The 7,145-nt window shown below is 36.9% G+C and carries 7 protein-coding genes; 4 read left to right on the forward strand and 3 right to left on the reverse strand.

Annotated features, from left to right (window positions below):
- The first annotated feature begins 4 nt into the window (after nucleotides 1-4).
- Together RAH34_RS13505 and RAH34_RS13510 are read left to right on the forward strand one after the other, a co-directional pair.
- Nucleotides 5-691 (forward strand): response regulator transcription factor, encoded by a 687-nt coding sequence (locus RAH34_RS13505; protein ID WP_306596476.1) that lies wholly within the window; start codon nucleotides 5-7, stop codon nucleotides 689-691.
- A complete protein-coding gene (locus RAH34_RS13510; protein WP_306596477.1) occupies nucleotides 688-2,061 on the forward strand; it encodes a HAMP domain-containing sensor histidine kinase in 1,374 nt (457 codons plus the stop codon). Before RAH34_RS13505 ends, RAH34_RS13510 begins: the two co-directional genes overlap by 4 nt.
- A gap of 29 nt (nucleotides 2,062-2,090) precedes the next feature.
- On the opposite strand, the gene RAH34_RS13515 is transcribed toward RAH34_RS13510, so the two are convergent.
- Nucleotides 2,091-2,846, reverse strand: a complete 756-nt coding sequence (locus RAH34_RS13515; RefSeq protein ID WP_114822289.1) for a murein L,D-transpeptidase catalytic domain family protein — start codon at nucleotides 2,844-2,846, stop codon at nucleotides 2,091-2,093.
- Between the two features lie 127 nt (nucleotides 2,847-2,973).
- Nucleotides 2,974-3,420: a peptide-methionine (R)-S-oxide reductase MsrB gene (gene msrB / locus RAH34_RS13520; RefSeq protein WP_228412056.1), complete on the reverse strand. Its 447-nt coding sequence runs from the start codon at nucleotides 3,418-3,420 to the stop codon at nucleotides 2,974-2,976.
- 142 nt (nucleotides 3,421-3,562) lie between these two features.
- On the opposite strand from msrB, the gene RAH34_RS13525 reads away from it, so the two are divergent.
- Together RAH34_RS13525 and RAH34_RS13530 are read left to right on the forward strand one after the other, a co-directional pair.
- The gene (locus RAH34_RS13525; protein ID WP_306596478.1) at nucleotides 3,563-4,807 is read left to right on the forward strand and encodes a DUF445 domain-containing protein; all 1,245 of its coding nucleotides are present in this window, start codon (nucleotides 3,563-3,565) and stop codon (nucleotides 4,805-4,807) included.
- 28 nt (nucleotides 4,808-4,835) lie between these two features.
- Nucleotides 4,836-5,726 carry a hypothetical protein gene (locus RAH34_RS13530; RefSeq protein ID WP_306596479.1) on the forward strand — a complete coding sequence of 297 codons (891 nt, stop codon included), beginning with the start codon at nucleotides 4,836-4,838 and terminating at the stop codon, nucleotides 5,724-5,726.
- Between the two features lie 32 nt (nucleotides 5,727-5,758).
- Here the strand turns inward: RAH34_RS13530 and RAH34_RS13535 are convergent, their stop codons facing one another.
- Nucleotides 5,759-6,796 (reverse strand): quinone-dependent dihydroorotate dehydrogenase, encoded by a 1,038-nt coding sequence (locus RAH34_RS13535; protein WP_114822286.1) that lies wholly within the window; start codon nucleotides 6,794-6,796, stop codon nucleotides 5,759-5,761.
- Between the last annotated feature and the right edge of the window lie 349 nt (nucleotides 6,797-7,145).

The raw sequence follows: 7,145 nt of genomic DNA on the forward strand, positions 1-7,145 counted from the left end.
CTTTATGAAAATTTTAATTGTAGAAGATAATTCACGCGTTTCAAGCCTTTTGAAAAGGGGGCTGGAGAGCCAGCAATATCAGGTTTATATTTCGGAAGATGCAGAAGATGCGATTGTCCTGCTGAATAAAATAACATTTGATCTGGCCATTACGGATATTATGCTCCCGAAAATGAGCGGTATTGATCTGTGCAAACTGATCAAACAGCAATATCCTGACCTTCCCATCATCATGCTTACCGCTCTTGGAACGATTGATGAAAAAATTGAAGGATTTGACGCCGGAGCAGATGACTATATGGTGAAACCTTTTGAGATTAGGGAGCTCTATGTGAGAATCAAAGCTATTCTGCAGAGGAGATCAAATAAAAATAAAGAAGCTTATCTGACCGAACTCGAATATCATGACCTGAAGATCGATAAGAAATTCAACAGAGTTTTCAGAAACGGAGCGGAAATAGAACTTACTCCCAAAGAATTTAAACTCCTGGTATTTCTGGTAAGCAATGCCGAAAGAATTCTTACCCGTGAAGAAATTGCCGAAAATGTATGGGGGAATCATTTCGACACCGGAACCAATTATATTGATGTCTATATTGCTTATTTACGGAAAAAGATTGATAAAAATTTTGATCATAAACTGATTCACACCAAACCCGGAGTAGGATTTATTTTTGCTTCACAATTATGAAAATAGCAACCCGAACAGCACTCATTTATTCCATCCTTACGGCAGGCATCTTATTTTTGTTTGCTTACGTTCTTTATTTTGTTTCTGAAAAAAACAGAGAAGATGAATTCAATGACCGGCTGGGATACAAAGTGATCTGGCGTTCAGAATTTATATTTGATGCCAGAATCAGTGATGAAAAAATCCGTGAACTCCACCAGCGTAACCAAAAACTTCTGAATGAAGCAGACATCAGCGTTTATAACAGCAAAAAAGAGCTTACCTTCACAGATCTTCCTCCTCTCAAAAGCAATGAAAAATATCTGGATAAAATGATCAGATCCGATAAAAACAGAATATTCTGGCAGCGGGGTGATCGTCAGTATATTGCCATTCAACTCTCCTCCAACGGAGAAAAATATTATATCATCGGAAGCGCAGTTGATGTTACGGGAAAAGCCCATATTTCTGAGTTTAAAAAAGATATTATCATCATCTACATCAGCTCCATTGTTATCATTTTTATTATAGGATTTCTTTTTTCCTATTATACGCTTAAGCCTTTAAAGGATATCATTCTCCAGATCCGTGATATTTCAGAGCACAACCTTAATAAACGGCTGGATATTCCCAAGGCAAAAGATGAGATTTATGAACTCACGGAAACTTTTAATTCTACCTTCAACAGGCTTGAAAAATCCTTCAACAATCATAAGCAATTCGTGACCACTATTTCTCATGAATTCCGGACTCCTCTTTCTACCTTAATTGCAGAACTTGAGCTTGCCAAGGAACTTAACGTTACCTTGGAGGACTATAAGCTTTCTATTGACAATGCTCTGCAGGATGCCAATGACGCTTCGGAGTTGTCATCTGCCTTGTTAGATTTTGCCAGAGCCAGCTATGATGTATCACAGATCAGTTTTACCAATCTACGTCTGGATGAGATTTTAGCAGAAGCCAAGCTTGCATTGCTGCAGAAAAATGCCGGCTTCAAAATCGGGATCAATTATATGAGCAATGCCTCAGATGATGATGAAAACAATTATGATTTTTATGGTAATCCTTACCTGCTGCAGGTTGCTTTTTCGAACTTAATAGAGAATGCCTGTAAATATTCGGCAGACAAAAGCTGTCATATTGAGATAGAAACTAAAACAGAACATATAAAAATCCGTTTTGTTGATCATGGCATCGGTATTTCAGAGAAAGATCTTTCAAGAATTTTTGATCTTTTTTACCGCGGTTCCAATAAAAGTTTCGAAAAAGGAAACGGAATAGGTCTTTCCATTGTAAAAAGAATTGTAGAAATACACGAAGGAAAACTGACCATAGATTCTGAAGTGTCAAAAGGAAGTGTATTTATTGTAGAATTCCCCTCCAAAAATTAAAAAGCAGTCAAAAAATGACTGCTTTAATTTTATGCTTTCAACCATTCTGAGGAAGAAAGATAATTCTGATCGGGATAATAAATGAACAGACAGTTTTTCCCTTTAATCGTATTGATTATAGACTGCGTCAGTTCTCTTGGGACGGCAGGGCATCCCCAGCTTCTTCCAATTCTTTTGTGCATCGCAGCAAATGCATCACTTACATAATCCGCACCATGCATTACAATTGCTCTTCTGTATGCAGCATCATTAAAGCCCTTATCCATTCCCAATAATTTCAGAGAGTATCCGTTATCACCCTGATAGGTTGCATCCGTGATATAAAATCCAAGGCTGCTCTGCAGCGAACTTTCCTTATTAGAAAAATTCGTCGCAAATTCTTCACCTGTATTTTTTCCGTGTGCTACTAATGAGTTGAACAGAACTTTTTTGTCTTCAAGGTCAATGATCCAAAGTCTTTTGGTGTTAGAAGACATAGAAAAATCGCAGATAGTCAATAAATGCGAGTCTTGGGTAAGCAATCCTGCTTTTTTTAAATTTTCATAACCAGTTAATGCTTTTGAGAACACTTCATAGTTCAGTTCATGTTCCGGGTCAAAGGCAATAGATTGGTACAGTGCTTCTGATGCAGACACAGCTGTTGTGCTTTTCTCAGATTTCGTTTCAGCTACTTTTTCAGTTTTCTTTGTTGTTACATTCTCACTTTTCGCCGCTACTTTTGGGGAAATGTAGAATGAAGTCGTTACCATGTAAACAAGGCCTAATACACTATAAATTCCTTTCATTCAATACTATATAAATCCAAATTAGTGGGGCAAAATTATAAAAACATAATTACCAAAGGGTTATAACTCTAAAAAGTTTAACGCTATTTAAGAAACTTTAACGTCCTGATTTTGTGAATTAAAGCATTTATTTTTGAGAATCCGGAACAAATTCCAGGCTTACAGAATTCATACAATATCTCAATCCTGTAGGCTTTGGACCATCATCAAAAACGTGTCCCAGATGGGAATCGCATCTTTTGCACAGTACTTCTACTCTATCCATTCCATACGACTGATCTCTTACATAGTACACGCCTTCTTTATCTGCTTCAAAAAAACTTGGCCATCCACAGCTGCTGGAAAATTTTGAGGTGGAACGGAACAGATGATTTCCACACACGGCACAGTAATACTCACCTACCTCATCAAATTCATTATATTTTCCTGTAAAAGCTCTTTCTGTAGCTGCTTCTCTGGCAATGGCGTAGAGGTCCGGAGCAAGGAATTTTTTCCATTCTTCATTGGAAACATTGAGTTTTGTAGTATCTGTTCTGGAATAGTATGGATTGTTTTTTGCTTCTGTATTTTCCATAGGAAGGGTTTTAATAGGTTCGTATTTCTGCGTACATGCCTGCAGAATAATTAATAAGGCTACTGAAATTAAAAATTTCATCGTAAATTTTAATTCTTTAACCACGAATGGTTTCATAACCAAATTTAGTAAATTTGAGAATATGAATGACGAAGCAAAAAGAAAACAACTCAGAAAATATAAAGCATTTGCCACCGGATTATTTGTCCTGATGGCAGTTATTTTCATTGTTACCACTATTTTACAGAAGTCTAATCACTCTCATTGGATTGGCTATGTACGGGCTTTTGCTGAAGCGGCAATGGTGGGTGCGCTTGCGGACTGGTTTGCGGTAACGGCATTGTTCCGTCATCCTCTCGGGCTTCCTATTCCCCATACCAACCTGATTGAGAACAGTAAACAGAGACTTGGAGATAACCTTGGAAATTTTGTAGTGGGTAACTTCCTTTCTCCTCAGAATATACGTCCTTACATCCAAAAGCTTAAAGTTTCCAATTTTGTCGGAGAATGGCTGGGAAAGGAAAAAAGCCAGGAGATTTTGATTAAAAATCTTTCCGATATTGTTCTTGATATTCTTAATAAGCTTGATGATTCTACGGTAAGCCAGTTTATCAGCAAAAAGGTTTCTGAAATGACAGATGATATTAAGCTTAATAAAGTGGTGGGAAACGGAATCGGTTATATTCTGGAAAAAAATGACCATCAGAGAATTATCACCAATCTTTCAAAACAGATCAAAGAATACATCATTGAAAACGATGAAATGATTCAGGAACGGGTAAAAAAAGGCAGTTATTCATTCATTCCATCTTTTGTAGATACTAAAATTGCTGATAAAATTGCTGACGGACTTTCTGATTTTTTCAAGGAAATAGAAGAAGATCCCCAACACGAAGTAAGAGGATTAATTACCCAGAAAATTCATGAATTCTCTGTTGACCTGAAAGAAGATCCAAAGTGGGATGAAGAGTTTATAACCATTAAAAACGGGCTTCTGAAAAATGACAAACTGGACGAATATTCCAATGACATCTGGGTTTCCATCAAAAAAACGCTGATGAAGGAACTTCAGGAGGAAAATTCAGCGTTGAAAAACTATCTTACTAAAAATCTGAATGAGTTTGCCCAGAATTTAAAAACCGATGAAAACCTTCAGAATAAAATTGATCATTGGGTTCGGGTGACGGCTTATAAGTACATCCTGAAAAACACTCATCAATTCGGAAACCTCATCAGTACTACCGTTGGAAACTGGCAGGGAAAAGAACTCAGTGAAAAGCTGGAACTGGAAGTAGGAAAAGACCTGCAGTTTATCCGGGTGAACGGAACGCTGGTCGGCGGGCTGGTAGGTCTGATCATCTACACCATCGCACACTTCTTCATTTAAAAAAACTAAAATCCACGATAACTCAACCATGAAAAAAATTTTCAGTGTCTTCTTTTTCTTTTTCCTCACATTTTTTCTCAGTCAGAAAGTTGAATTAAAGAAAGTAACTGATTCTTCCCAGACTTTTACCGGAGAGATCAACGGAGTACCTATTACCATGGAACTCAACTATTCAGGTATTGTAGACTGTGATCAGTATCAGCATTATGTGGATGGATGGTACTATTATGACAAATACAAAAAGAAAATCCCGCTTACCGGAATATATGACTATTATGGAAGTCTGTCGCTGTATAACTTTGGAGCGAAACAAAAGCAGAATTCGAAACTTTTGAAAGAACAGATCACTTCTCTTCAGAAAGTAGAAAAGACTGATGAAATAGCTCAAAAATTAACACCAAAGGAGACTATTATATTTGATCAATCAACTCTTAAAAATAATCCAATTCCCGGACATTTTTATCTGGATAAAAAAATGCAGCCTGCAAAGTTATTTACTGGCAATGCGATGATCTACCGTCTCAACAATTATCTGTTTTTACCGAATAATAAAAAGATCAACACCTACGATTTCATTAATAAAGCAGGTGGAAATGAACTGATTTCCTATTCTTCAGGAGAAAATGGAAACAGGGTTCTGCTTTATTTTGAGCAAATATCAAATTTTAATGCCTGTGGGCAATGTGGCGCAAGCGACGGAGAAAAAGGCTACAGAGTCCTTTATTTCACCAAAGACTGGAACTATAAAAACTATGAGGAATTCCTGATTGAAAGCTGCTGGGAAAATATCTACGATGTCTCCAAAACAAGATCCAAAGACAGGCAAACGATTCAATATAAAATAGCCAAATCCGAAAGCACTCCCGCCCATACAGTTACCGTAGATTTAAAAAATGCATCTGTAGTAAAGTCAAAATAAAAAAGAGAGTCATCAAAACTCTCTTTCTATTTTTATCTCGGTAATCTGCTTGCTCTTTTCAGAAGTTCCTTGTTGATTTCGTTGATCAGTTCCGGACCTTCATAAATAAATCCTGTATACAGCTGAACCAGCGTAGCTCCTGCATCCAGCTTCTCCATCGCATCTTTAGCAGAGTGGATTCCTCCTACTCCAATAATTGGAAATGCTCTGTTGCTTTTATCAGCAAGGTATTTGATCATTTTGGTACTTCTCTCACGGATAGGTTTTCCGCTTAATCCACCATTTCCGATCTGTTCTAAAACTTCCGGAGAGGTTTTCAAACCTTCTCTGTTCACAGAAGTATTGGACACTACAATACCATCAATCTTTGTTTCTGCAATCAGTTCAATGATTTCATCCAATTGATTGTTATTCAGATCCGGTGCAATTTTCAGTAATATAGGCTTCTGTACAGATTTTGACTGGTTTATTTTTTTCACTTCTGTAATCAGCTCTCTCAGATAGTCTACGTCTTCCAGCTTGGCGTGGCTTCCAACATTCGGGCAGCTTACATTCAGAACAAAGTAATCTACATGAGGATGAAGACCTTCAAAGCAGTCTAAGTAATCCTGAGTATAATTTTCCGGGCTTGTATCTGTATTTTTTCCGATGTTTCCACCGATAATTATTTTTCCTTTGTTGGATTTCAGTTTTTCAATAGCCGCTTGAAGACCGTCATTGTTGAATCCCATTCTGTTGATGATTCCGCCATCTTCAATAAGACGAAATAATCTTTTCTTAGGATTTCCAGCCTGAGCTCTTGGCGTTACCGTTCCGATTTCTACAAATCCGAAACCAAGATCTCCCAATTCGTTAAATAACACTGCATTTTTATCGAAACCGGCAGCCAGTCCTACAGGATTTTTAAATTTCAATCCAAAGACTTCTCTTTCCAGACGTTTGTCTTCAATAGGTTTTGGTAAAAACAGTTTGGTAAGAAATCCAAAATTTTTAAGCATTGAAAATGTAAAATGATGAACTTCTTCAGGATCAAATTTGAAAAGGATTGGACGAATGAGCGATTTGTACATTGAAAAAAAGTTTTACAAAATTACTCATTTTAAAATTAATGTTGGATTGATGTATGATATTTTATCGAAATATCTCATATACAGCATCTATAAGATATAAATATTGGTGAGATCATTTTTTTAAACGCTACGATCGCAAAGAAATATTACCATCCTGAAAACATTTTGGTTCGCAAGGGCGTTTCACTAAGCAAAGTACACGCAATCAGCCTTTGCTGAGCGAAGTGTCCTTGCGATCGGAAATAAAAGTTATTTATAAATAACTTTGCGAACATTGCGTTAAAACAATAGGTACAATCTGTGTACGCTGAAATGAGTGAGATTTTTAACGCTACCATCGCAAAGAAAG

Source organism: Chryseobacterium sp. WLY505 (assembly GCF_030846215.1).
Taxonomy (GTDB): Bacteria; Bacteroidota; Bacteroidia; order Flavobacteriales; family Weeksellaceae; genus Chryseobacterium.

Coding starts and splice junctions, on each gene's coding strand:
- RAH34_RS13505 (WP_306596476.1), top strand. CDS start 5: ATGAAAATTTTAATTGTAGAAGATAATTCACGCGTTTCAAGCCTTTTG.
- RAH34_RS13510 (WP_306596477.1), top strand. CDS start 688: ATGAAAATAGCAACCCGAACAGCACTCATTTATTCCATCCTTACGGCA.
- RAH34_RS13515 (WP_114822289.1), bottom strand. CDS start 2,846: ATGAAAGGAATTTATAGTGTATTAGGCCTTGTTTACATGGTAACGACT.
- msrB (WP_228412056.1), bottom strand. CDS start 3,420: ATGGAAAATACAGAAGCAAAAAACAATCCATACTATTCCAGAACAGAT.
- RAH34_RS13525 (WP_306596478.1), top strand. CDS start 3,563: ATGAATGACGAAGCAAAAAGAAAACAACTCAGAAAATATAAAGCATTT.
- RAH34_RS13530 (WP_306596479.1), top strand. CDS start 4,836: ATGAAAAAAATTTTCAGTGTCTTCTTTTTCTTTTTCCTCACATTTTTT.
- RAH34_RS13535 (WP_114822286.1), bottom strand. CDS start 6,796: ATGTACAAATCGCTCATTCGTCCAATCCTTTTCAAATTTGATCCTGAA.